This is a genomic window from Polynucleobacter sp. 35-46-11 (genome assembly GCF_002281105.1).
The window spans coordinates 1-1,537 of record NZ_NCFJ01000567.1 but is presented as its reverse complement, the minus strand read 5'-3'; the positions used below and the strand labels follow the sequence as shown (position 1 = coordinate 1,537).

At 47.1% G+C, this 1,537-nt stretch carries 2 protein-coding genes; both read left to right on the top strand.

Features of this window, described 5'->3' with window-relative positions:
- The coding region (locus B7Y67_RS17670) for an AAA family ATPase (RefSeq protein ID WP_293599752.1) at positions 1–1,049 on the top strand (1,049 nt) is incomplete at its 5' end.
- 48 nt (positions 1,050–1,097) lie between these two features.
- A partial coding sequence (locus B7Y67_RS17665; RefSeq protein WP_293599751.1) for an MFS transporter occupies positions 1,098–1,537 on the top strand: 440 nt, incomplete at its 3' end.

Below are 1,537 nucleotides of genomic sequence, written 5' to 3'. Positions count from 1 at the left end.
CTGCTGCAGCTGAAGCAAAAGGCGATAAAGATGGCGTCGTCAAGAACAAGCTTTTGCGTACGCAAGTAGGCGCAGAAGAAATTGCTGAAGTAGTGTCTCGTGCAACCGGTATACCGGTATCGAAGATGATGCAGGGCGAGCGCGACAAGCTATTGAAGATGGAAGAGCTTCTGCATAAGCGTGTGGTTGGTCAAGAAGAGGCTATTCGTGCGGTATCTGATGCGATTCGTCGCTCACGTGCCGGTCTTGCTGAAGAGAATCGCCCTTATGGTTCATTCTTATTCTTGGGGCCTACTGGTGTTGGTAAGACTGAGCTCTGCAAAGCTTTGGCTGGCTTCTTATTTGATAGTGAAGATCACCTGATCCGTATCGACATGAGTGAGTTCATGGAGAAGCATAGTGTTGCGCGTTTAATTGGCGCGCCTCCGGGCTATGTGGGTTACGAAGAGGGTGGTTACCTAACCGAACAAGTACGTCGTCATCCGTATAGCGTGATCTTGTTTGATGAGATTGAAAAAGCGCATCCGGATGTCTTTAACGTACTCTTGCAAGTATTGGACGATGGTCGCTTAACCGATGGTCAAGGCCGTACTGTGGACTTTAAGAACACGGTGATTGTGATGACTAGTAATATCGGCTCACATCTGATTCAGTCGATGACAGATAAGAAGCAATCCGAGATTAAAGATGCGGTATTTGAAGAGCTGAAGAATCACTTCCGACCAGAGTTCTTAAATCGTATTGATGAAATCGTGGTATTCCATGGTTTGGATAAAGGCAATATCGCCAATATCGCGAAGATCTTGCTCAAGAACTTGTCAGATCGTTTGGCAAAGGTCGATATGCAGATGGAAGTGAGTGATGCCGCTCTGAGTAAGATTGCAGAGGTCGGTTTTGATCCCGTATTTGGAGCTAGACCATTGAAGCGTGCGATTCAGCAATATATCGAGAACCCAGTGTCCAAGATGATCTTAGAAGGCAAGTTTGGCCCTAAGGACACAGTTCCTGTAGGTGTCGATAAGAACGGCGATTTCAGCTTTAGCAAGTAATACCGCTGTATTTCAGCAGGAATTTTCCTGTGCCAGTAAACTCGGAACATGACTGACGCCCTAGTAATGAGGCGCGCCAGTGATGTCCGGGTTGTTGGTCTTATTAGCCTGGCTCACGGCAGCTCCCATTTCTTCCATTTAATTTTGCCACCCATGTTCCCATGGTTGAAGGCGGAGTTTGGCTTTAACTATGCAGAGCTAGGTTTGCTCATGACTATCTTTTTTGTGGTCTCCTGCATCGTTCAAGCAGCATCTGGATTTTTAGTTGATCGCATCGGGGCTCGGCCTGTTTTATTTGCTGGAGTGGGTTTACTGGCATTAGCCGCGCTCACATATTCTCAAAGTAATGGCTATGCCATGTTGGTCCTAGGTGCAGTGATTGCCGGTTGCGGTAATGGCATCTTTCATCCGGTCGATTACACGCTGATCAACCACAAAATATCACCCCCGAATTTGCCTTACGCTTATTCCATTCATGGCGTAACAGG